The sequence below is a fragment of the Staphylococcus hominis subsp. hominis genome, from assembly GCF_002901845.1.
Classification (GTDB): Bacteria; Bacillota; Bacilli; order Staphylococcales; family Staphylococcaceae; genus Staphylococcus; species Staphylococcus hominis.
In genome coordinates this window covers 1-23,062 of record NZ_PPQE01000001.1, presented here as the reverse complement: position 1 = coordinate 23,062, position 23,062 = coordinate 1, and the positions used below count along the sequence as shown (strand labels likewise).

Sequence of the window (23,062 nt, the reverse complement as noted above, 5' to 3'; positions counted from 1 at the left end):
CATGAAAACAATTAATACTAATAAAGCACCTGAAGCGTTAGGACCATATTCTCATGCAATGGTCGTGAATAATTTAGTATTCACATCAGGACAAATTCCATTAGATACTGAAGGAAACATCGTAAGTAGCGATGTCAAAGAACAAACAAAACAAGTATTAGAAAATTTATCTGTTGTACTTGAAGAAGCAGGTTCTGATTTAAACTCTGTTGTAAAAGCAACCATTTTTATTTCTGATATGAATGAATTTCAACAAATTAATGAAGTTTATGGTAGCTACTTTAATGAGCATCAACCTGCGCGAAGTTGCGTAGAAGTGTCTCGCTTACCAAAAGACGTTAAAGTTGAAATTGAATTAGTAGGTAAAGTTAAAGGAATATAATTTACTTAATTAACACATTGTCATGCTTCTAACCACACAAAGATATATATACTAGGGGGGCTCACTGCATGAAAGTGACAGATGTAAGACTTAGAAAAATACAAACAGATGGCAGAATGAAAGCACTCGTTTCTATCACATTAGACGAAGCTTTTGTAATTCATGATTTACGCGTAATCGAAGGCAACTCAGGTCTTTTCGTTGCTATGCCAAGCAAACGTACACCAGATGGTGAATTCCGCGATATCGCACATCCAATCAATTCAGAAATGAGACAAGAAATACAGGATGCTGTGATGAAAGTATATGATGAAACTGACGAAGTGATTCCAGATAAAAATGCTTCATCAGACGTAACAGAAGAATCAGACGAAGCTTAAAATAACAAAAAGCAAATCATATTTTTGATAATGCTTATTTTATTAATTATGTAAGCTAAATGACGTGGGCACGAAACTCTAAATTCAAACTTGAATTTTGTTTCGTGCCCATTTTTATTGTTTTATCGATATTTTTTAAAAATTAGATGCATGATGCAAATAATTAAACTCTGTTTACAAAATTTGTTAAATCTTGAAACTATAAGTTAAGTTAAATTATAATTACTTGTGAAGTGCAAATTTTATTGGAGGATTATTATTCATGCAAAGAAATGCAATCATATTAGCAGCTGGAAAAGGAACACGAATGAAATCAAAGAAATATAAAGTGTTACATGAGGTTGCTGGTAAACCAATGGTTGAACATGTACTGACAAATGTTAAAAAAGCGGGCGTAAATCAAATCGTCACTATTGTAGGTCACGGAGCAGAACAAGTAAAAGATACATTAGGTAATCAGTCATTATATAGTTATCAAAATGAACAATTAGGAACTGCACATGCTGTTAAAATGGCAGAAGAACATTTACATACTCAAGAAGGTACAACATTAGTGGTATGTGGAGATACACCACTTATTACTTCAGAAACTTTACAACGTTTAATTGCACACCATGAAGAAACACAAGCACAAGTCACTGTTTTATCGGCTACAGCTCAGACGCCTTTCGGGTATGGGCGAATCGTACGTGATCAAAATCATCACCTTAATCGTATTGTAGAAGAAAAAGATGCAACAAATGCTCAAAAAGACATCAATGAAATCAGCTCAGGTATATTTGCATTTGATAATAAAACGTTATTCGAAAAACTTAAACAAGTTAAAAATGATAATGCACAGGGTGAATATTATTTACCCGACGTCGTTACTTTAATTTTAGAAGATAATGGCAAAGCAGAAGTGTATCATACTGATGACTTTGATGAAATTATGGGTGTAAATGATCGAATCATGTTAAGTCATGCTGAAAAAGCGTTGCAACACCGTATTAATCATCATCATATGAGAAATGGTGTTACAATCATTGATCCCAATACTACATTTATAGGTTCAGATGTAGAGATAGGTATGGATACTGTTATTGAACCAGGCGTACGTATCAATGGAAAAACATTCATCGGTGAAGATACACACGTTGGCCAATATTCAGAAATTAACAACAGTCGTATTGGCAACAAAGTTAATATTATACAATCAGTCATCAATGATTCTAGTGTAGGAAATAAAACAAAAGTTGGTCCGTTTGCTCAATTAAGACCTGGTTCAAATCTAGGTACTGAAGTTAAAGTGGGTAACTTTGTAGAAGTTAAGAAAGCAGAATTAAAAGATGGTGCAAAAGTATCACACTTAAGTTATATTGGCGATGCGGAAGTTGGTGAACGTACAAATATTGGTTGTGGTTCAATCACTGTTAATTATGATGGAGTCAATAAATTTAAAACAGTCATTGGAAAAGATGCTTTCATTGGTTGTAACACGAATTTGATTGCTCCTGTAACAGTAGGAGATGGCGCTTTAATTGCAGCAGGATCGACAATTACAGATGACATACCTAAAGAAAGCTTAGCATTAGCACGTGCACGTCAAGTAACCAAAGAAGGTTACAATAAAAAATAAAGATTAATATAAGAACAAAAAGACTGTGTCATTTTTCTGTTAAAGGGAATAAATGAATATATAAATATAAAATTTTGAATGTATTACTATTATGCTAAGTTGAATGATACGTAATAAACATATTATTGGTCAGTTTTTAGTGGAATATAGTAAAAATGCTATAATTTTTATATAATAGTATTGTCTAAGTAAAAAATTGGAGGACTATAAATGTTAAATAATGAGTACAAAAATTCGTCTTTAAAGATTTTTTCTTTAAAGGGAAATGAACCATTAGCACAAGAGGTTGCTGATCGTGTAGGAATCGAATTAGGGAAATGTTCTGTTAAACGCTTCAGTGACGGTGAAATTCAAATTAATATTGAAGAAAGTATTCGTGGTTGTGATGTATTTATCATTCAACCGACATCTTATCCAGTTAACTTACATTTAATGGAATTATTAATTATGATTGACGCATGTAAACGTGCCTCTGCAGCAAATATCAATATTGTTGTTCCTTATTATGGTTATGCGCGCCAAGATAGAAAAGCACGTAGTCGTGAACCAATTACTGCAAAATTAGTAGCAAATTTAATTGAAACTGCTGGTGCAAATCGTATGATTGCTTTAGACTTACATGCACCACAAATTCAAGGTTTCTTCGATATTCCAATCGATCACTTAATGGGCGTACCGATTATTGGACAATATTTTGAAAATGATCCTAACATCAACCCAGAAGAATGTGTTGTTGTATCTCCTGATCATGGCGGGGTAACACGCGCACGTAAATTAGCAGACATTTTAAAAACTCCGATTGCTATTATTGATAAACGTCGTCCTAAACCAAATGTGGCAGAAGTGATGAATATCGTTGGTGAAATTGAAGGACGTACAGCTATTATTATCGATGACATTATTGATACGGCAGGAACAATTACTTTAGCTGCTCAAGCATTAAAAGATAAAGGTGCGAAAGATGTATATGCTTGTTGTACACATCCTGTACTCTCAGGTCCTGCAAAAGAACGTATTGAAAATTCAGCGATTAAAGAACTTATTGTTACAAATTCAATCTTACTTGACGATAGTCAAAAACCATCAAACATCAAAGAATTATCTGTAGCTGGTTTAATAGCACAAGCTATTGTTCGTGTATATGAACGTGAGTCAGTAAGTGTATTATTTGACTAAAATTTACAAATGAATTTGACTTATTATTTTTAACCATGTATAATTTATTCGTTCGTGATTTAACGAATAAATAAACACTTGCAAGCAATGTTTAAATTGATGGGCAAGTGAGGAGAAGTTAAGACAATATATTATTATTGTTTCAACTTGAAAATGAAAGGTGGAAATACGAATGGCTTCATTAAAGTCAATCATTCGTCAAGGTAAACAAACTCGTTCTGACCTTAAAAAATTACGTAATACAGGTAAAGTACCTGCTGTTGTTTATGGTTATGGTACTAAAAACACTTCAGTTAAAGTAGATGAAGTTGAATTCATCAAAGTCATCCGTGAAGTTGGACGTAACGGTGTTATTGATTTAGGCGTTGGTTCTAAAACAATTAAAGTTATGGTATCAGATTATCAATTTGATCCACTTAAAAACCAAATTACTCATATCGACTTCTTAGCTATTAACATGACTGAAGAACGTACTGTTGATGTACCAGTTCAATTAGTTGGTGAAGCAGTTGGCGCTAAAGAAGGCGGCGTAGTTGAACAACCATTATTTGATTTACAAATTACAGCAACTCCAGAAAATATCCCAGAATCAATTGAAGTAGATATCACTGATTTACAAATAAATGATAGCTATTCAGTTGGGGATATTAAAGTATCTGGTGATTTCACAATTGAAAACGATCCAGAAGAATCTGTTGTTACAGTAGTTCCTCCAACTGATGAACCTTCTGAAGAAGAAATTGAAGCAATGGAAGGTGAATCAGCAACTGAAGAACCTGAAGTAGCTGGTGAAGACAAAGAAGACAAAGAAGACGAAGAAAATAAAGACGAAGAATAATTCGTTGATGACTATGTATTCACTTTAAGTGAGAATGTCTTTAATTAAATTGATAGAAAGAGCCTGATACATTTTCATATGTAGAAGGCTTTTTCTTATGTATATCGGACATTTAAAAAATGAATGTTAAAATAAAAGTTGAAGTTTGATAACTTATAAAAGAGTGGGTTACGAAATCGTTGAATTTCTTTCCTACTCTCTTTTTGTATTATATTGAGTAATATTATAAAATAAGGAGTAATCGACACATATTAAATTAAATGTTCAAATCAATCAAAAAGATGAACACAATGGAGGTTGCAACGTATGAAATGTATTGTGGGTCTTGGTAATATAGGTAAACGTTTTGAACGAACAAGACACAATATTGGCTTTGAAGTGATTGACTATATTTTAGATAAAAATCAATTTACATTAGATAAACAAAAATTCAAAGGCGCTTATACTATTGAACGTTTAAATGGGGATAAAGTGCTATTTATCGAGCCAATGACTATGATGAATTTATCAGGAGAAGCTGTAGGACCTTTAATGGATTACTATAATGTAGAAGTTGAAGATTTAATCGTTTTATACGATGATATGGATTTATCTCAAGGGAATATTCGTCTACGTCAAAAAGGAAGTGCAGGTGGACATAATGGAATGAAATCGATTATTAAACATTTAGGTACAGATCAATTTAAACGTATTCGTATTGGAGTAGGGAGACCAACGAATGGTATGTCAGTTCCAGATTATGTATTACAAAAATTTTCTAATGAAGAAATGATGACAATGGAAAAAGTAATTGAACATGCTGCACAAGCAGTGGAAGCATTTATTGAGACGTCTCGTTTCGATCATGTTATGAATGAATATAATGGAGAAGTCAATTGAGAACGATTATTTCTGACTATATTCAAAATGACAAACGATTCCAGGAACTTGACGAAGTCTTTGGCAACCAAAATATTTTAGTTACAGGTTTATCTCCCTCAGCCAAAGCAACCATTATTGCTGAAAAATACTTGAATGATGATAAGCAAATGCTATTAATCACAAATAATTTATATCAAGCAGATAAATTAGAAACTGATATATTGCAATACATTGATCATTCTGAAGTTTATAAATATCCAGTCCAAGATATTATGACAGAAGAATTTTCAACTCAAAGCCCACAACTTATGAGTGAACGTGTTAGAACTTTAACGGCATTATCTCATGATAAGAAAGGGTTATTTATCGTTCCTTTAAATGGTTTGAAAAAATGGTTAACTCCAGTAGAATTGTGGAAACATCATCAAATGACTTTAGAAGTTGGCGATGATATCGATGTGGATGAATTTTTAAATAAACTAGTAAACATGGGATATCGACGTGAGAGTGTCGTTTCTCACATTGGTGAGTTTTCTCTACGAGGCGGCATCATTGATATTTACCCCCTTATCGGTCAACCAGTTAGAATTGAATTGTTTGACACTGAAGTCGACTCGATTCGAGACTTTGATGTAGAAACACAACGTTCAAATGATAATGTTGAAAAGGTAGATATCACTACAGCGAGTGATTATATTATTACAGAAGATGTGATTAATCATCTTCAAACAGAATTACAAAAAGCATATGAACAAACACGTCCTAAAATTGATAAATCTGTACGAAATGATTTGAAAGAAACATATGAAAGTTTTAAATTATTTGAATCCACTTTCTTTGATCATCAATTACTTCGCCGTCTAGTTGCTTTTATGTATGACACACCTTCTACACTAATCGATTATTTCCAAAAAGATGTCATTATAGTAGTTGATGAATATAATCGTATTAAAGAAACTGAAAAGACATTGACTACTGAAGTAGATGATTTTATCCAGAATTTAATTGAAAGTGGTAACGGGTTTATTGGACAGTCATTTATGGAATATGATGGGTTTGAAACGTTAATCAATCATTATCCAGTCACATATTTCACATTATTCACATCCTCTATGCCAGTGAAGTTGCAACATATTATTAAATTTTCATGTAAGCCAGTGCAACAATTTTATGGACAATATGACATTATGCGTTCAGAATTTCAACGTTATGTAAGCAATAATTACACTATTGTAGTACTTGTAGAAACTGAAACGAAAGTTGAGCGTATTCAATCGATGCTTAATGAAATGCATATTCCTACTGTTACAAATATTCACTCAGAGATTGAAAGTGGACAAGCAATTGTAACAGAAGGTAGCCTATCAGAAGGTTTCGAACTACCTTATATGCAACTTGTTGTAATTACGGAACGAGAATTATTTAAAACAAAACAGAAAAAACAACGAAAACGGACTAAAACAATTTCTAATGCTGAAAAAATTAAATCTTATCAAGATTTAAATGTTGGAGATTATGTTGTCCATGTGCACCATGGTGTAGGACGTTATTTAGGTGTTGAAACACTAGAAGTTGGAGACGTCCATAGAGATTATATTAAATTACAATATAAAGGAACCGATCAACTTTTTGTACCTGTTGATCAAATGGATCAAGTACAAAAATATGTTGCTTCAGAAGATAAATCGCCTAAATTAAATAAACTAGGCGGCTCAGAATGGAAAAAAACGAAAGCCAAAGTACAACAAAGTGTTGAAGATATCGCAGATGAACTTATTGCACTATACAAAGAACGAGAAATGTCAGTAGGTTATCAATATGGTGAAGATACGGCTGAGCAACATGATTTCGAAATGGATTTCCCATATGAACTTACACCAGATCAAGCTAAATCTATTGAGGAAATTAAAGAAGATATGGAAAAAGAACGTCCAATGGATCGCTTATTATGTGGAGACGTAGGTTACGGAAAAACTGAAGTTGCTGTACGCGCGGCCTTTAAAGCTGTCATGGAAGGCAAGCAAGTTGCCTTTTTAGTGCCTACAACGATTCTAGCGCAACAACACTACGAAACATTAATTGAACGGATGCAAGATTTTCCAGTAGAAATTCAGTTGATTAGTCGATTCCGTACTGCTAAAGAAGTTAGAGAGACTAAAGAAGGTCTGAAATCTGGATACGTTGATATTATTGTTGGAACACATAAACTATTGAGTAAAGACATTCAATATAAAGATTTGGGATTACTTATTGTCGATGAAGAACAACGTTTTGGCGTACGTCATAAAGAACGTATTAAAACATTGAAAACAAATGTAGATGTATTGACACTTACAGCTACGCCAATTCCAAGAACATTGCATATGAGCATGCTTGGCGTACGTGACTTATCTGTCATCGAAACACCCCCAGAAAACCGCTTCCCTGTACAAACCTATGTATTAGAGCAAAATAGTAATTTTATTAAAGAAGCTTTAGAACGTGAACTTTCTCGCGATGGGCAAGTGTTCTACCTTTACAATAAAGTACAGTCTATTTATGAAAAGCGTGAACAGTTACAAATGTTGATGCCAGAAGCAAATATTGCCGTTGCTCATGGACAGATGACAGAGCGAGATTTGGAAGAAACCATGTTGAGTTTTATTAATGGAGAGTATGACATTTTAGTTACAACAACCATTATAGAAACAGGTGTCGATGTTCCTAATGCGAACACATTAATTATAGAAGAAGCGGATCATTTTGGTTTAAGTCAACTTTACCAATTACGTGGTAGAGTAGGACGTTCCAGTCGTATTGGATATGCTTACTTCTTACATTCTACTAATAAAGTATTAACAGAAACAGCTGAAGAACGTTTACAAGCGATTAAAGAATTCACTGAATTAGGTTCAGGATTTAAAATTGCCATGCGTGATTTAAATATACGTGGAGCTGGTAATTTATTAGGTAAGCAACAACATGGATTCATTGATTCAGTAGGTTTTGATTTGTATTCTCAAATGTTAGAAGAAGCGGTAAACGAAAAACGTGGTATTACAGAAGAAGTGCCTGATGCACCAGATGTTGAAATGGAATTACACTTAGATGCTTATTTACCAGCAGAGTATATTCAAAATGAACAAGCTAAAATAGAAATTTATAAGAAATTGCGTAAAGTTGAAAATGAAGAACAGCTTTTTGATGTGAAAGATGAATTACTTGATCGCTTCAATGATTATCCTGTAGAAGTAGAACGTTTATTAGAAATGGTAGAGATTAAAATACATGCTTTACATGCAGGCGTGACATTGATTAAAGATAAAGGAAAACAAATTGAAGTATTCCTTTCAACTAAAGGTACAGAACAGATAAATGGTGAAGAATTATTTAAACAAACCCAACCTTTAGGACGAACAATGAAGTTGGGTGTTAAAGAAGGTAAAATGCATATTACTCTAACAAAATCTAAACAGTGGTTAGACAACTTAAAATTCTTAGTAAAATGTCTTGAAGGAAGTATGGAACTTGAGTACGAATTATAAATCGTCATCTGAAGTTTCCTCTTCTTCTAAGAATTCACGACAACATTCAGCATTTAATGGCGTAGTGATTTTAACGCTTGCTTTAGTCATTGTTAAAGTATTAAGTGCAATTTATCGAGTTCCATATCAAAATATTTTAGGTGACTCTGGATTATATGCGTATCAACAAATTTATCCTATTGTAGCGCTAGGTATGATACTATCAATGAATGCAATTCCTAGTGCTGTCACTCAAGTATTTGGAAGTCACAGTAGAACTGAAGTATTTTCAAAAACACTTCTAAGATTTCAAATGATAGGTCTTATTATTTTTAGTGTGATTTTAGTATTATCCCATCCATTAGCACTATTAATGGGAGATGCTCATTTAGCACCAATGTTAAAAATGGCAAGTCTTAGCTATTTGTTTATAGGAATTTTGGGTGTGATTAGAGGCTTTTATCAAAGTAGGCAACAAATGAATATACCAGCTATTTCACAAGTAATAGAGCAATGTATTCGTGTATGTGTTATTATCATAGCTATTTTAATGTTTATGTTTAAAGAGTGGACCATTTATCAAGCTGGAGCACTTGCAATATTAGCTTCAGCTCTTGGCTTTTTAGGTTCTAGTCTATATTTATTAGCAACAAGACCTTTTCGATTACAATTAAACCAGCATTCATATCCTATTCCTTGGAAACAGCTAATACTTGCGACCCTCGTATTTGCATTAAGTCAATTATTAGTTATTTTATGGCAATTTATAGATAGTTTTACAGTCGTTCATATGCTACAAACATATGGTTTAGGATTTAGAGAAGCTATTATGCAAAAAGGAATCTATGATAGAGGCGCTTCATTTATTCAAATAGGTTTAATAGTGACAACTACATTTAGCTTTGTCCTAATTCCATTACTTACAGATGCAATGTCTGATCATAATCATGTTCTTATGAATCGTTATACAAATGCATCTTTAAAAATTACACTACTTATTAGTGTAGCAGCAGGTATAGGTCTTATTAATATACTACCGATGATGAACCATGTATTTTTCAAAACAGACCAATTAAGCTTCACGCTTAGTATTTATACGCTTACTGTAATTGGTGTATCGCTTATCATGATGGACATCGCACTTTTACAAGTGATGAATCAAATTCGACCTATTTTTATTGGTGTGATGTCAGGACTACTATTTAAGATTATCTTTAATGTGATTTTCATTTACTTTATGGGAATTTTGGGCGCAAGTATAAGCACAGTGCTTTCGCTAATAATATTTGTTACTATTTTACATTATGAGGTCGTTAAATATTATCGTTTTAATCGCATGCGCGCGTTTATTGTTAAATTGATGAGTGCGCTCATTATAATGTCAGTAGTCATACAGGGGTTGCGAATGCTATTACCTCCTGTAGGCCGTTTAGGCAGTCTAATTGAGTTGTTAATTATAGTAGGAATAGGGGGTCTCATATTCCTATTACTTGTTATGTATATGAATATTTTAGGATATAAAGAATTAAAACACTTACCATTCGGCGATAAACTGTATCGCATAAAGAAAGGAAGATAGATATGACGCATACCCTTACCATTGTTGGGATAGGCAATCATAGTATGGATGATTTACCTTTAGGTGTCTATCGCTTTTTAAAACAGCAACAGAGTGTATATGCAAGGACACTCGAACATCCTGTTATTAAAGATTTAAAAAGTGACATTGAATTTAAAAGCTTTGATGACGTGTACGAAAAGTATGATCAATTTGAAGCAGTGTATCAACATATTGTTGAAACTTTAATAGAAGAAACGCGTATACAAGATACTGTTTACGTAGTGCCTGGACATCCACGTGTAGCTGAAACGACTACTGCTAAATTACTTGATTACAATAAAAATAATGATGATATACATGTAAAGATTTTAGGTGGGAAAAGTTTTATAGATGATATATTTGTTGCAATCGATGAAGATCCTAATGATGGATTTACATTATTAGATGGTACTATTTTGAAAGAAAACACATTAAATATTCGAACACATACTCTCATTACACAAGTATATAGTGCGATGATTGCAGCAGATATTAAACTCACATTAATGGAACGTTATCCAGACGATTTTAAAGTGAAGATAGTTACGGGCGCTAATAGTCAAGGCGCTAAAGTATTAGAAGTACCGTTATTTGAGTTAGATCATAATGAGGATATGTTTAACAATCTAACAAGTGTATTTGTGCCTAAAATAACGCGTGATGAAGATATGTATACTGATTTTGATTTTGCAGTTTATATTATTGACCATCTAGTGGATGATGAAAAAGGCTGTCCATGGGATCGTGTGCAAACGCATGAATCACTTAAACGTTATTTATTAGAAGAAACATTTGAATTGTTTGAAGCAATAGATAATGAAGATGATTGGCATATGATTGAAGAACTCGGAGATATCTTATTACAAGTGCTACTCCATGCGAGTATTGGTAAAAAAGAAGGATATATGGATATTAAAGAAGTGATTGAAAGCTTAAATGCTAAAATGATTCGTCGACATCCTCACATATTCGGTGATAAAACAGTTGAAACAATAGAAGATTTAAATGATGTCTGGAAGGATGCAAAAGCAAAAGAAGGTAAAATACCTCGTGTGAAATTTGAGAAAGTGTTTGCAGACCATTTTATGACATTGTATGATAAAACCAAAAATAAGGATTTTAATGAAGAAACCCTTAAAAATTATTTACAACAAGGGGAGAATGATAAATGAGATTAGATAAATATTTAAAAGTATCAAGACTTGTAAAACGTCGTACACTTGCGAAAGAAATTAGCGATCAAGGACGTGTAACAATTAATGGTAATGTAGCTAAAGCTGGCACAGATGTAAAAGTGGAAGACGAATTAGTCATTCGTTTTGGACAAAAAAGTGTGACGGTTAAAGTAACTGGATTAAGTGAACACGCATCAAAAGAAAATGCTAAAAATATGTATGAACTGATTAAAGAAGAACGAGTTCAACCATCTGCACAATCTGAAGAAGTGTAGTCTATGATTGAAACGCTTAAAGGAGGTGACAAGTTATGAGTAAAAAGGTAGAACATATTGATAATCAATATACTTCAGAACGAAATCGAAAGAAACAACGTCAACAAAAACGAATGCGTGTCGTTCGTCGAAGAGTAACAGTTTTTGGAGGATTATTATTAGCGATTATTATTATTCTATCTATCATGCTTGTCTTCCAAAAACAAAGTAACAATCAAGCAACAATAGAACGAAAGCAGAAAGAAGAACAATTTCAGAAAAAACAAGATGAGGAAATAGCATTAAAAGAAGAGCTTAATAATCTTAACGATAAAGATTATATAGAGAAAGTTGCTCGAGATGACTATTATTTAAGTAACAATGGAGAAATTATTTTTAAATTGCCTAATGATAAATCATCGTCTAATTCTAAATCCTCTAGTAATAATTAAAAAGAGTACTCAACTTTAAAAATTAAAGTAAAACGCTTAATTTAAAATAATCGTTTTATAGCATTGTGTAAATTTTAAAACAGGAATATAATAAGGTTAAAATTGAAACATTATCGGGAGGATTTATTTAGAATATGTCAATCGAAGTAGGAAACAAGCTAAAAGGTAAAGTGACAGGTATCAAAAAATTTGGTGCGTTTGTAGAATTACCTGAAGGTAAAAGTGGCTTAGTTCATATTAGTGAAGTTGCTGATAATTATGTTGAAAATGTAGAAGATCATTTATCAGTTGGAGATGAAGTGGAGGTAAAAGTTTTATCTATTGCAGAGGATGGTAAAATCAGCCTCTCAATTAAAAAAGCGAAAGATCGTCCTCGTCGTCCACATCACAAATCTAATCAAAATAAACCACCTCAACAAAAAGCAGAAGATTTTGAAAAGAAATTAAGTAATTTCTTAAAAGACAGTGAAGACAAATTGACTTCTATTAAACGTCAAACAGAATCAAGACGTGGTGGTAAAGGATCTAGACGTTAATTATATCTGTGTGAGTAAATATAGCTAAGTTAACGGAGCCCTGGTTCCAATCATTTATTCTAGATTAATATGTATTGATAATAACTTAAGTGCATTAGATCATGTAAGATCTATGCCAGGGGTGAGATAAAGAACTGAAATTAAAGTTCTATCTCACTCTTTTTTCGTTATATCAATTATTTACCCTAAGTCAGGAGGTTCAGTAATGTGAAAGTGAAAACGTCTCTTTGGAAAAAGACGGATCATTTAGCTGTTGCGGTATCTACAGGGATTGATAGTATGTGTTTATTATATAAATTATTAAATGATTTATCACATTCATATCAATCTTTAACGTGTTTGCATGTCAATCATGGTTTAAGAGATGCATCTGTCGAAGAAGAACGATTTATTAAACAATTTTGCAAGCAATATCAAATTCCCTGTTATGTTAAACAGTTAGATTTATCTGAAACAGTAGAAAAAGGAAAAAGTATTCAATCTGAAGCGAGAGATTTACGTTATCAATGGTTTGATGAAATGATGAGCAAGATAAATGCTGATGTTTTATTAACTGCTCATCATTTAAATGATCAACTTGAAACGATTTTTTATCGCGTTTTTACTGGTCGATCAACGCGCAATTCATTAGGGATGCATGAATGTACTGAGCGAAATCATTATTTTATTTGTCGTCCTCTGATAGAGACATATAAAAATGATATAAAACAGTATCAAACCATTCACCATGTGCCTTTTTATGAAGATGAATCTAATCATCATAATAAATATGCAAGAAATGACATTCGCAATCGGCTTTTACCAGCTATTGATGAAAATAAGGACTTCAAGGTAGAACAATTATTAAAGTTGAAACATTGGCACGATATGCAATTACAACTTACACAACGACGAATAAGTTGTTTTATAGAACAACATGTTAACATTCACCTTAATGAAGAACGTATACAATTATCTCGGGCGTCTTTTAATCAACTAGATGAAATTTCAAAAATGATTTTATTAGATCGTTTATTTGAGATGCTTCAGTTAAATAAATCTTTTTCAGAAAAAAATTATAATGAATGGTTCGAGCAAATTGAGAGTAAACAATCTCAAATTAAAATTCCCCTCACTGAAAAATGGATAATTCAAATTGCATATGATAAATTTATAATAATGGCTCATTATGAACACTCTCTACTTGAAGAACAAATTGTTACGCATCCTTATACATATCAATTTGGTCATTATTTAATTACAATTCATCCAAATGAGAATGATGAAGCAATCGATTGGCCTCTAACGATTCGAACACGTAGAGATGGAGATAAGTTTAAGTTAAATGGTAGTCATGGACATAAAAAAGTAAGTCGTTTATTGATTGATAAAAAAATTGATAGTATAGAACGTACACAAATACCCATCATTTTAGATGCAAAACAACGAGTGATTGCTATAGGACAACTTTATGTGACGACAAGCTTTAAACATATAATAGATATTAAAAAAATTGGAGATGACTCATAAATGAAAGATGATTTAAAAGATATTTTATTAACTGAAGAAGAAATCCAAGAAATTTGTAAACATTTAGGTGAACAATTAACGAGAGATTACAAAGATAAACCACTTGTTTGTGTTGGTATCCTTAAAGGTTCAGTTATGTTTATGGCAGATTTAATCAAACGTATTGATACACATTTAGCAATTGATTTTATGGATGTTTCAAGTTATCACGGTGGTACAGAATCAACAGGAGAAGTACAAATTTTAAAAGATTTAAGTGCTTCTATTGAAAACAAAGATGTACTCATTATTGAAGATATTTTAGAAACAGGTACAACTTTAAAATCAATTACTGAATTACTACGATCACGCAAAGTTAACTCATTAGAAATCGTTACATTGTTAGATAAACCGAATCGTCGTAAAGCGGATATTGAAGCAAAATACGTTGGCAAAAAAATACCTGATGAGTTTGTAGTAGGATATGGTTTAGATTATGCTGAGCATTATCGAAATCTTCCTTACATTGGTACATTAAAACCGGAAATTTATAATAAATAAAATTTTATAATGTATTAGCAAATACATGAAATAGATTTTTAAATATAATAACTATACTAACGATATAAATTAGTGTAGACTCATTTTATATTCAAAATTGTCATTTTATGAAACGACTATACATAGATATGTAAAGTTAGAAATAAAGAATGAGTAAATGATGAATATAAAATAATTAACTAGAATTAGAAAAGCGCTACAAAAGTTGAAATACTAGCCTTTATAAGCTAGATTATGTTACAATCTTTGTTAGCTTTATTATAGAAATAGGAGGAAATGACGCATGCAGAAAGCTTTTCGCAATGTGCTAGTTATCGCAATTATTGGCGTTATTATATTCGGTGTTTTCTCATATATCAATGGTAATGGAAATACACCGAAACAACTTTCCTATTCACAGTTTGTAGAGAAATTGGATAAAGGTGATCTTAAAACTTTAGAAATCCAACCTGAACAAAATGTGTACTTGGTAAGTGGTAAAACTAAAAATGATGAAGATTATTCTTCAACGATTTTATACAATAACGAAAAAGATTTACAACAAATAACAAATGAAGCTCGTAGCCAAAAAGGATTAGATTTTACAGTTAAAGAAGAAGAAAAACAAAGTGTCTTTGTCAGTATGTTGACAACGCTTATTCCTGTATTAATTATTGCTTTCTTATTTATATTCTTCCTTAGCCAAGCACAAGGTGGCGGCGGTGGAGGTCGTATGATGAACTTTGGTAAATCCAAAGCAAAAATGTACGACAACCAAAAACGTCGTGTTCGCTTCTCAGATGTTGCTGGGGCAGACGAAGAAAAACAAGAGTTAATTGAAATTGTAGATTTCTTAAAAGATAATAAGAAATTTAAGAAAATGGGTTCAAGAATCCCTAAAGGTGTCTTACTTGTAGGCCCACCAGGTACTGGTAAAACATTATTAGCACGTGCCGTTGCAGGTGAAGCTGGAGCGCCATTCTTCTCAATCAGTGGTTCTGATTTCGTTGAAATGTTTGTAGGTGTTGGTGCAAGTCGAGTACGTGATTTATTTGAAAATGCTAAGAAAAATGCACCTTGTATTATTTTCATAGACGAAATTGATGCTGTTGGTCGTCAACGTGGTGCAGGTGTTGGTGGCGGGCACGATGAACGTGAACAAACGCTTAACCAATTATTAGTTGAAATGGATGGTTTCGGTGAGAATGAAGGTATCATTATGATTGCAGCGACAAACCGTCCTGACATTTTAGACCCTGCATTATTACGTCCTGGTCGTTTCGATAGACAAATTCAAGTAGGTCGTCCAGATGTTAAAGGCCGTGAAGCGATTCTTCATGTCCATGCTAAAAACAAACCACTTGATGAAACTGTCGATTTAAAAGCTATTTCTCAAAGAACGCCTGGTTTCTCTGGTGCTGATTTAGAAAACCTATTGAACGAAGCATCATTAATTGCCGCACGTGAAGGTAAAAATAAAATTGATATGCGTGATATTGAAGAAGCAACAGACCGAGTGATTGCGGGTCCAGCGAAAAAATCTCGTGTTATTTCTGATAAAGAACGTAATATTGTAGCACATCATGAAGCAGGTCATACAGTCATTGGTATGGTACTTGATGAAGCAGAAGTTGTACACAAAGTAACGATTGTGCCTCGTGGACAAGCAGGTGGTTACGCAATGATGTTACCTAAACAAGACCGCTTCTTAATGACAGAACCAGAATTGTTAGATAAAATTTGTGGTCTTTTAGGTGGTCGTGTATCTGAAGATATTAACTTCCATGAAGTATCAACTGGTGCTTCAAACGACTTTGAAAGAGCAACACAAATTGCACGTTCAATGGTCACTGAATATGGTATGAGTAAGAAATTAGGACCTTTACAATTCTCTACAAGCGGTGGCGGCCAAGTCTTCTTAGGTAAAGATATGCAAGGTGAACCTAACTATTCAGGCCAAATTGCTTATGAAATTGATAAAGAAGTGCAACGTATTATTAAAGAACAATATGAACGTTGTAAACAAATTTTATTAGAACATGAATCTCAATTGAAACTGATTGCTAAAACGTTATTAACTGAAGAAACACTAGTAGCAGAACAAATACGTTCATTATTCTATGATGGTGTTTTACCAACAGTGGATTATGATGCAGCTAAAGTGGTAAAAGATGAAGATAGAGATGATTCTGAGTTCTCAAACGGTAAATATGGTAAATCTTATGATGACATTCGTGAAGAACAACTTGAAGAAGGTCGTAAAGATGAAGCAGAAGACCGCAAAGAAGATGACAGAATCGATCATGATAGAAACAATCATCGTTCAGACCGTAATCAATCTCAAAATCATTCACAACGAAATGATAGAGATGAAACAGGTTATGAACAATCTCCAAATATAGAGCATCCAACAGATTCAAATCATAGAGAATCATAGTTAGTCATAAAAACTCTTTCGACTCGGGTTAAATAACCTTAATCGAAAGAGTTTTTAATATGATATAGGAGCATTATATACGCTAGAGCAAGTTACTTCATATTCTTAAATAAGCAGTGTAAAATAGATATTCTTAATAAAGGATTTAATATTAGATTTTAAAATAAATGAAACAAACGAAATAAAATAACATAAAGGAGAGATTAGAGTAATGACACATGATTATATTGTTAAATCTTTGGCTTTTGATGGAGAAGTACGTGCGTATGCTGCATTAACAACTGAATCAGTTCAAGAAGGCCAAACACGTCACTATACATGGCCTACAGCTTCAGCAGCGATGGGGAGAACAATGACAGCAACGTTATTAATGGGGGCAATGTTAAAAGGAGATCAAAAGCTTACTGTCACAGTAGATGGTAAGGGCCCAATTGGTCGAATTATTGCTGATGCAGATGCACAAGGAAATGTACGGGCATATGTGGACCATCCTCAAACCCATTTTCCACTTAATGATCAAGGTAAATTGGATGTAAGACGAGCAGTAGGTACTGAGGGTGCAATTCAAGTCGTTAAGGATGTAGGAATGAAAGATTATTTCTCAGGAGCAAGTCCAATCGTTTCTGGTGAACTTGGAGAAGATTTCACTTATTATTTTGCGACAAGTGAACAAACACCGTCATCAGTAGGATTAGGGGTGCTTGTTAACCCTGATAATTCTATTAAGGCAGCGGGTGGATTTATTATACAAGTCATGCCAGGTGCGAAAGAAGAAACTATTACTAAATTAGAAAATGCAATTAACCAAATGCAGCTCGTTTCTAAATTGATTGAACAAGGCTTAACGCCAGAAGGTATCTTAAATGAAATTTTAGGTGAAGAGAATGTACAAATTTTGGAAACAATGGATGCACAATTTGAATGTAATTGTAGTCATGAAAAATTCCTAAATGCAATTAAAGGTTTAGGTGAAGCAGAAATTGAAGATATGATTAAAGAAGATCATGGTGCTGAGGCCGTGTGTCATTTCTGTGGAAATAAATATCATTATTCTGAAGGCGAACTTCAAGAACTACTTGATACAATAAAACAATAGTAGAATGTTGATGAGCAATAAGCGTATGTTTATTGCTCTTTTTTTATGGGAAAAACTAATTGTAACTAATGAAAGTAAAATATTACATCATATTTAAAGAAATATATTTGTCTTTTTAGAAAATTCTGATAGAATATAGTTATATCCGATAGAAAGACTAAGTTTTAAATTAGAAAGTTAAAGGAGCGTTTTTTCGATGGCACAAAAACCTGTAGAAAATATTACACAAATTATTGGCAACACACCGGTAGTAAAATTAAGAAACGTAGTAGATGAAGATGCGGCAGATGTATATGTAAAATTAGAGTATCAAAATCCAGGTGGCTCTGTAAAAGACCGTATTGCTTTAGCAATGATTGAAAAAGCTGAAAAAGAAGGAAAAATTAAACCTGGTGATACAATTGTAGAACCAACAAGTGGTAATACTGGTATTGGTTTAGCATTTGTTTGTGCAGCTAAAGGTTATAAAGCAGTATTTACTATGCCTGAAACAATGAGTTCTGAACGTCGCAACTTATTAAAAGCATATGGTGCGGAATTAGTGTTAACACCTGGATCTGAAGCAATGAAAGGTGCTATTAAGAAAGCTAAAGAATTGAAAGAAGAACATGGTTATTTCGAACCTCAACAATTTGAAAATCCAGCTAACCCTGAAGTACATGCATTAACAACTGGTCCTGAATTAGTTGAACAATTTGAAGGCAAACAAATTGATGCTTTCTTAGCAGGTGTTGGTACTGGTGGTACACTATCTGGTGTAGGTAAAGTCTTAAAAGAGAAATATCCTAACGTTGAAATTGTAGCAATTGAACCAGAAGGATCTCCTGTATTAAGTGGTGGAGAACCTGGTCCACATAAATTACAAGGTTTAGGTGCTGGCTTTGTACCTGATACTTTAAATACTAATATTTATGATAGTATCATTAAAGTTGGTAATGAAACTGCAATGGAAACATCACGTCGTGTGGCTAAAGAAGAAGGTATCTTAGCAGGTATTTCTTCAGGCGCAGCAATTTATGCAGCAATCGAAAAAGCAAAAGAGTTAGGTAAAGGTAAAACAGTTGTAACAGTATTACCAAGTAATGGTGAACGTTACTTATCTACACCATTATATTCATTCGATGACTAATGATGATATAAGTTGATATTTGAATATCATGTTTTAAATAAGAAATGGCTGGTTTCGTAAAAGGCGAAGCCAGCTATTTTACTTTTTAGTATAAAGGTTCTCTCAGTTAACAATACTGAAATATAGACTAAATGAGTGTATCATGTGAGTATACATATTTATTTTAAAAAACAAAGGATGATTGATAGTGGGTAAAACAAAAATTATGGGAATCTTAAATGTAACGCCTGATTCATTTTCAGATGGTGGTCAGTATAATTCAATTGATAACGCAGTTACACGTGCTAAAGAAATGATTGATGAAGGCGTAGATATTATTGATGTAGGAGGCGTATCAACAAGGCCTGGGCACACAGAAGTGTCTTTAGAAGAAGAAATGCAACGTGTCGTGCCAGTTGTAGAAGAATTGGTGAAACTAAATGTACAAATTTCCATTGATACATATCGCAGTGAAGTTGCTGAAGCTTGTCTAAGATTAGGGGCCACAATGATTAATGATCAATGGGCTGGATTATATGATCCTCATATTTTAGATGTAGTTGCTAAATATGAAGCAGAAATTGTGTTAATGCATAATGGAGATGGACACCGTGACCAACCAGTTGTAGAAGAAATGCTATTAACACTTATAAAGCAAGCAAATAAAGCAGAAATGGCAGGAATTCCAAAACATAAAATATGGTTAGATCCTGGAATTGGATTTGCTAAAAGTAGAAAAGAAGAAAATGAAGTAATGGCTCGATTAGATGAATTAGTTGCTACAGAGTATCCTGTTTTATTAGCGACAAGTCGTAAACGTTTTATTAGAGAGATGATTTCTACTGATACGACACCAAAAGAAAGAGATGAGGCCACTGCTGCTACTACTGCCTATGGTATAATGAAAGGCATAAAAGCAGTTCGCGTACATAATGTTCAATTAAATGTACGTTTAGCTCAAGGTATAGATTTTTTGAAGGAGAATGAAAATGAACGACATGATCTTTCTTAAAGGGATGAAGTTTTATGGATATCATGGTGCACTCACAGCTGAGAATGAAATAGGTCAAATTTTTTTAGTAGACGTAACGTTAAAAGTAGACTTATCAAAAGCGGGGCAGACAGATAATGTTAAAGATACTGTGCATTATGGTGAAGTATTTGAAGATGTAAAAGATATTGTTGAAGGTCCACCCTGCAATTTAATCGAGCATCTAGCTGAACGTATTGCAAAACGTATAAATTCACACTATAATCGTGTAATGGAAACGAAAGTCAGAATCACTAAAGAAAATCCACCTATACCTGGTCATTACGATGGTGTGGGTATTGAAATAGTGAGGGAGAATCGTTAATGGTACAGGCATATTTAGGTTTAGGAAGTAATATTGGTGATAGAAAACAACAACTTCTTAAGGCAATTGATTTAATTGGAAACATTAAGGGTATAAAGGTAACAAAACAATCATCGATATATGAAACTGCACCGATTGGCTATACTGACCAGCCTAATTTCTTGAATTTGTGTTTAGAGATTGAAACAGAGTTGTCACCTCAACAATTGCTTAAGCATTGTTTAGACATTGAACAACAACTGCATCGAGTAAGAGAAATACGTTGGGGTCCTAGAACATTAGATATAGATATCTTATTATATAGTGATGATATTATTGAAACAGACAATTTAAGTGTACCTCACCCACGAATGCAAGAACGTGCTTTTGTACTTATACCGTTGAACGATATTGCATCGGACAAACAGAATCCACGATTAAATCAGAAAATTCATGATTTAGTTTTTCCAGATGATACGGTTAAGAAATATAAAGACTAAGTGCTAAGATAAGTGCTTAAATTCTTAAAATATAAATATATTTTAAGAATTTAACTATGTGACTATGTATAAAATAATGAATGGAAAATATTTTACAATATTTTTAATAAGTACATAACATCCATTAATAGTAAAACAGGAAGTTTAAAGGAGAGAGAGTAATGTCAGAAGAAATGAATGACCAAATGCAGGTTCGTCGACAAAAATTACAAGAACTTATTGATTTAGGAATTGACCCGTTTGGTAAACGCTTTGAACGTACAGCTACTGCAAGTGAATTAAAAGAAAAATGGGATCATTTTTCTAAAGAAGAATTACATGAAAAAGAAGATGAAAGTCATGTTTCTATTGCAGGGCGTTTAATGACAAAACGTGGTAAAGGTAAAGCAGGATTTGCGCATGTACAAGATTTAACTGGTCAAATTCAAATTTATGTACGTAAAGATCAAATTGGCGAAGAACCTTTTGATAACCTTTGGAAAACAACGGATTTAGGTGACATTGTAGGTATTGAAGGTGTCATGTTTAAAACAAATACTGGCGAATTATCAGTAAAAGCAAAATCATTTACATTATTATCTAAAGCTTTAAGACCATTACCTGATAAATTTCATGGTTTACAAGATATTGAGCAAAGATATCGCCAACGTTATCTAGATTTAATTACTAACCAAGATAGTACTCGTACATTTATTAACCGTAGTAAAATCATCCAAGAAATGAGAAATTATTTAAATCAAAGAGGCTATTTAGAAGTAGAAACGCCAATGATGCATCAAATCGCTGGTGGTGCTGCAGCTCGACCATTTGTTACACATCATAATGCACTAGATGCAACGTTATATATGCGTATTGCGATAGAGTTACATTTAAAACGATTAATTGTAGGCGGATTAGAAAAAGTTTATGAAATTGGTCGTGTATTCCGTAATGAAGGTGTATCAACACGCCATAATCCTGAGTTTACTATGATAGAGTTATATGAAGCATATGCCGATTATCATGATATTATGGATTTAACAGAATCTATGGTTAGATATATTGCACAAACTGTATTAGGTTCAGCAAAAGTGCAATATAATGGCGAAGAAATCGACTTAGAATCAGATTGGAAACGACTTCATATTGTAGACGCTGTTAAAGAGGCTACAGGTGTAAACTTCTATAATGTGAAAACAGATGAAGAAGCTAAAGCATTAGCTAAAGCACATGGTATTGAAATTACAGAAAACATGAGATATGGACATATTTTAAATGAATTCTTTGAACAAAAAGTTGAAGAAACATTAATTCAACCTACATTTATTTATGGACATCCAATTGAAATTTCTCCACTTGCTAAGAAAAATCCAGAAGATCCAAGATTTACTGATCGTTTTGAGTTGTTTATTGTAGGTAGAGAACATGCAAATGCCTTCACAGAATTAAATGATCCAATCGATCAACGTGAACGTTTTGAAGCACAACTTGTTGAGAAAGAACAAGGTAACGATGAAGCTCATGAAATGGATGAAGATTACATTGAAGCGCTTGAATATGGTATGCCACCAACAGGCGGACTAGGAATTGGAATTGATCGTTTAGTTATGTTGTTAACTGATTCACCATCTATTAGAGATGTATTATTATTCCCTTACATGAGACAAAAATAAGATTAATATAAATTAAAAGCGTTGCTTGCTAAGGTAAGCAACGTTTTTTTATGAAAAATAAAAAGGAAAATTAATTAAAAAAGACTAGATATTATATATATGATGTGGTAGTATACTATGAGTGTTCAAAAA

At 32.9% G+C, this 23,062-nt stretch carries 21 protein-coding genes; all 21 read left to right on the top strand.

All coding sequences use genetic code 11. The features are described 5' to 3' along the window. The first annotated feature begins 1 nt into the window (after nt 1). Nucleotides 2–382, top strand: a complete 381-nt coding sequence (locus tag CD034_RS00105; protein WP_002449962.1) for a RidA family protein — start codon at nt 2–4, stop codon at nt 380–382. Between the two features lie 68 nt (nt 383–450). Next, nucleotides 451–762: a septation regulator SpoVG gene (gene spoVG, locus CD034_RS00100; protein WP_002449945.1), complete on the top strand. Its 312-nt coding sequence runs from the start codon at nt 451–453 to the stop codon at nt 760–762. Nucleotides 763–1,024: 262 nt separating this feature from the next. Continuing rightward, the gene (gene glmU, locus CD034_RS00095) at nt 1,025–2,380 is read left to right on the top strand and encodes a bifunctional UDP-N-acetylglucosamine diphosphorylase/glucosamine-1-phosphate N-acetyltransferase GlmU (RefSeq protein WP_002455843.1); all 1,356 of its coding nucleotides are present in this window, start codon (nt 1,025–1,027) and stop codon (nt 2,378–2,380) included. Nucleotides 2,381–2,590: 210 nt separating this feature from the next. Continuing rightward, on the top strand, nt 2,591–3,556 hold the full coding sequence (locus CD034_RS00090; protein ID WP_002449951.1) for a ribose-phosphate diphosphokinase: 966 nt from the start codon (nt 2,591–2,593) through the stop codon (nt 3,554–3,556). 172 nt (nt 3,557–3,728) lie between these two features. After that, complete coding sequence (locus tag CD034_RS00085; RefSeq protein ID WP_002455842.1) at nt 3,729–4,394, top strand: 50S ribosomal protein L25/general stress protein Ctc; 666 nt, start codon at nt 3,729–3,731, stop codon at nt 4,392–4,394. A gap of 306 nt (nt 4,395–4,700) precedes the next feature. Then, on the top strand, nt 4,701–5,273 hold the full coding sequence (gene pth / locus CD034_RS00080) for an aminoacyl-tRNA hydrolase (RefSeq protein WP_002455841.1): 573 nt from the start codon (nt 4,701–4,703) through the stop codon (nt 5,271–5,273). Beyond that, nucleotides 5,270–8,779, top strand: coding sequence for a transcription-repair coupling factor (gene mfd / locus CD034_RS00075; RefSeq protein ID WP_103288014.1), 3,510 nt, complete (start codon nt 5,270–5,272; stop codon nt 8,777–8,779). Before pth ends, mfd begins: the two co-directional genes overlap by 4 nt. Beyond that, on the top strand, nt 8,763–10,337 hold the full coding sequence (locus CD034_RS00070; RefSeq protein WP_037554696.1) for a polysaccharide biosynthesis protein: 1,575 nt from the start codon (nt 8,763–8,765) through the stop codon (nt 10,335–10,337). Before mfd ends, CD034_RS00070 begins: the two co-directional genes overlap by 17 nt. 2 nt (nt 10,338–10,339) lie before the next feature. Continuing rightward, nucleotides 10,340–11,530 (top strand): MazG nucleotide pyrophosphohydrolase domain-containing protein, encoded by a 1,191-nt coding sequence (locus tag CD034_RS00065; RefSeq protein ID WP_103288013.1) that lies wholly within the window; start codon nt 10,340–10,342, stop codon nt 11,528–11,530. After that, on the top strand, nt 11,527–11,808 hold the full coding sequence (locus tag CD034_RS00060) for an RNA-binding S4 domain-containing protein (RefSeq protein WP_002449975.1): 282 nt from the start codon (nt 11,527–11,529) through the stop codon (nt 11,806–11,808). The genes CD034_RS00065 and CD034_RS00060 overlap by 4 nt, the downstream gene beginning before the upstream one ends. Nucleotides 11,809–11,843: 35 nt before the next feature. Beyond that, complete coding sequence (gene divIC, locus CD034_RS00055; RefSeq protein ID WP_002449948.1) at nt 11,844–12,239, top strand: cell division protein DivIC; 396 nt, start codon at nt 11,844–11,846, stop codon at nt 12,237–12,239. A gap of 134 nt (nt 12,240–12,373) precedes the next feature. After that, the gene (locus CD034_RS00050) at nt 12,374–12,775 is read left to right on the top strand and encodes a S1 domain-containing RNA-binding protein (RefSeq protein WP_002449946.1); all 402 of its coding nucleotides are present in this window, start codon (nt 12,374–12,376) and stop codon (nt 12,773–12,775) included. A gap of 207 nt (nt 12,776–12,982) precedes the next feature. After that, on the top strand, nt 12,983–14,284 hold the full coding sequence (tilS, locus tag CD034_RS00045) for a tRNA lysidine(34) synthetase TilS (RefSeq protein WP_103288012.1): 1,302 nt from the start codon (nt 12,983–12,985) through the stop codon (nt 14,282–14,284). Next, nucleotides 14,285–14,824 (top strand): hypoxanthine phosphoribosyltransferase, encoded by a 540-nt coding sequence (hpt, locus tag CD034_RS00040; protein WP_002455836.1) that lies wholly within the window; start codon nt 14,285–14,287, stop codon nt 14,822–14,824. It begins immediately after the preceding gene. A gap of 283 nt (nt 14,825–15,107) precedes the next feature. Further along, on the top strand, nt 15,108–17,240 hold the full coding sequence (gene ftsH / locus CD034_RS00035) for an ATP-dependent zinc metalloprotease FtsH (protein ID WP_002455835.1): 2,133 nt from the start codon (nt 15,108–15,110) through the stop codon (nt 17,238–17,240). Between the two features lie 211 nt (nt 17,241–17,451). Beyond that, nucleotides 17,452–18,336, top strand: a complete 885-nt coding sequence (hslO, locus tag CD034_RS00030; protein ID WP_103288011.1) for an Hsp33 family molecular chaperone HslO — start codon at nt 17,452–17,454, stop codon at nt 18,334–18,336. Between the two features lie 196 nt (nt 18,337–18,532). Then, nucleotides 18,533–19,465 carry a cysteine synthase A gene (cysK, locus tag CD034_RS00025; RefSeq protein ID WP_002449949.1) on the top strand — a complete coding sequence of 311 codons (933 nt, stop codon included), beginning with the start codon at nt 18,533–18,535 and terminating at the stop codon, nt 19,463–19,465. A gap of 187 nt (nt 19,466–19,652) precedes the next feature. After that, nucleotides 19,653–20,456, top strand: coding sequence for a dihydropteroate synthase (gene folP / locus CD034_RS00020; protein WP_002449966.1), 804 nt, complete (start codon nt 19,653–19,655; stop codon nt 20,454–20,456). Continuing rightward, nucleotides 20,434–20,799 (top strand): dihydroneopterin aldolase, encoded by a 366-nt coding sequence (gene folB, locus CD034_RS00015; protein WP_002449960.1) that lies wholly within the window; start codon nt 20,434–20,436, stop codon nt 20,797–20,799. Before folP ends, folB begins: the two co-directional genes overlap by 23 nt. Beyond that, nucleotides 20,799–21,278, top strand: a complete 480-nt coding sequence (gene folK, locus CD034_RS00010) for a 2-amino-4-hydroxy-6-hydroxymethyldihydropteridine diphosphokinase (RefSeq protein ID WP_002449970.1) — start codon at nt 20,799–20,801, stop codon at nt 21,276–21,278. Before folB ends, folK begins: the two co-directional genes overlap by 1 nt. A 161-nt stretch (nt 21,279–21,439) precedes the next feature. Further along, nucleotides 21,440–22,930, top strand: a complete 1,491-nt coding sequence (gene lysS, locus CD034_RS00005; RefSeq protein ID WP_002455832.1) for a lysine--tRNA ligase — start codon at nt 21,440–21,442, stop codon at nt 22,928–22,930. The last annotated feature ends 132 nt before the right edge of the window (nt 22,931–23,062 follow it).

Excerpts from the sequence above, each read along its gene's own strand:
- CD034_RS00105 (WP_002449962.1), top strand. The coding sequence starts at position 2 with ATGAAAACAATTAATACTAATAAAGCACCTGAAGCGTTAGGACCATAT.
- spoVG (WP_002449945.1), top strand. The coding sequence starts at position 451 with ATGAAAGTGACAGATGTAAGACTTAGAAAAATACAAACAGATGGCAGA.
- glmU (WP_002455843.1), top strand. The coding sequence starts at position 1,025 with ATGCAAAGAAATGCAATCATATTAGCAGCTGGAAAAGGAACACGAATG.
- CD034_RS00090 (WP_002449951.1), top strand. The coding sequence starts at position 2,591 with ATGTTAAATAATGAGTACAAAAATTCGTCTTTAAAGATTTTTTCTTTA.
- CD034_RS00085 (WP_002455842.1), top strand. The coding sequence starts at position 3,729 with ATGGCTTCATTAAAGTCAATCATTCGTCAAGGTAAACAAACTCGTTCT.
- pth (WP_002455841.1), top strand. The coding sequence starts at position 4,701 with ATGAAATGTATTGTGGGTCTTGGTAATATAGGTAAACGTTTTGAACGA.
- CD034_RS00065 (WP_103288013.1), top strand. The coding sequence starts at position 10,340 with ATGACGCATACCCTTACCATTGTTGGGATAGGCAATCATAGTATGGAT.
- CD034_RS00060 (WP_002449975.1), top strand. The coding sequence starts at position 11,527 with ATGAGATTAGATAAATATTTAAAAGTATCAAGACTTGTAAAACGTCGT.
- divIC (WP_002449948.1), top strand. The coding sequence starts at position 11,844 with ATGAGTAAAAAGGTAGAACATATTGATAATCAATATACTTCAGAACGA.
- CD034_RS00050 (WP_002449946.1), top strand. The coding sequence starts at position 12,374 with ATGTCAATCGAAGTAGGAAACAAGCTAAAAGGTAAAGTGACAGGTATC.
- hpt (WP_002455836.1), top strand. The coding sequence starts at position 14,285 with ATGAAAGATGATTTAAAAGATATTTTATTAACTGAAGAAGAAATCCAA.
- ftsH (WP_002455835.1), top strand. The coding sequence starts at position 15,108 with ATGCAGAAAGCTTTTCGCAATGTGCTAGTTATCGCAATTATTGGCGTT.
- hslO (WP_103288011.1), top strand. The coding sequence starts at position 17,452 with ATGACACATGATTATATTGTTAAATCTTTGGCTTTTGATGGAGAAGTA.
- cysK (WP_002449949.1), top strand. The coding sequence starts at position 18,533 with ATGGCACAAAAACCTGTAGAAAATATTACACAAATTATTGGCAACACA.
- folB (WP_002449960.1), top strand. The coding sequence starts at position 20,434 with ATGAACGACATGATCTTTCTTAAAGGGATGAAGTTTTATGGATATCAT.
- folK (WP_002449970.1), top strand. The coding sequence starts at position 20,799 with ATGGTACAGGCATATTTAGGTTTAGGAAGTAATATTGGTGATAGAAAA.
- lysS (WP_002455832.1), top strand. The coding sequence starts at position 21,440 with ATGTCAGAAGAAATGAATGACCAAATGCAGGTTCGTCGACAAAAATTA.